This is a genomic window from Thauera propionica (assembly GCF_002245655.1).
Taxonomy (GTDB): Bacteria; Pseudomonadota; Gammaproteobacteria; order Burkholderiales; family Rhodocyclaceae; genus Thauera; species Thauera propionica.
The window spans coordinates 1-917 of record NZ_NOIH01000052.1 but is presented as its reverse complement, the minus strand read 5'-3'; the positions used below and the strand labels follow the sequence as shown (position 1 = coordinate 917).

The 917-nt window shown below is 63.2% G+C and carries 1 pseudogene; it reads left to right on the top strand.

From position 1 onward, the window contains the following. A pseudogene (gene tuf, locus CGK74_RS18550) lies at nt 1-917 on the top strand (elongation factor Tu); the annotation flags it as partial.

The window sequence follows — 917 nt, the reverse complement described above, 5'->3', positions numbered from 1 at the left end:
CACGTTGACCACGGCAAGACCACGCTGACCGCGGCGATCACCACGATCCTGTCGAAGAAGTTCGGCGGCGAAGCCAAGGCATACGACCAGATCGACGCGGCGCCCGAAGAGAAGGCGCGCGGCATCACCATCAACACCGCGCACGTCGAGTACGAGACCGCGACCCGTCACTACGCGCACGTTGATTGCCCGGGCCACGCCGACTACGTCAAGAACATGATTACCGGTGCTGCCCAGATGGACGGCGCGATCCTGGTGTGCTCGGCCGCTGACGGCCCGATGCCGCAGACGCGCGAGCACATCCTGCTGGCCCGTCAGGTTGGCGTGCCGTACATCATCGTCTTCCTGAACAAGTGCGACATGGTCGACGACGAAGAACTGCTCGAACTGGTCGAGATGGAAGTGCGCGAGTTGCTGTCGAAGTACGACTTCCCGGGTGACGACATTCCCATCGTCAAGGGTTCGGCGCTGAAGGCGCTCGAAGGCGACCAGTCCGACATCGGCGAACCGGCGATCTTCCGTCTGGCTGACGCCCTGGACAGCTACATCCCGACGCCGGAACGTGCGATCGACAAGCCCTTCCTGCTGCCGATCGAAGACGTGTTCTCGATCTCGGGTCGCGGTACCGTGGTGACCGGTCGTGTCGAGCGCGGCATCGTGAAGGTTGGCGAAGAAATCGAGATCGTCGGCATCAAGCCCACCGTCAAGACCACCTGCACCGGCGTGTAAATGTTCCGCAAGCTGCTGGACCAGGGTCAGGCCGGTGACAACGTCGGCGTGCTGCTGCGCGGCACCAAGCGTGAAGACGTCGAGCGCGGCCAGGTGCTGTGCAAGCCGGGTTCGATCACCCCGCACACCCACTTCACGGGCGAGATCTACGTTCTGTCGAAGGAAGAGGGCGGCCGTCACACTCCGTT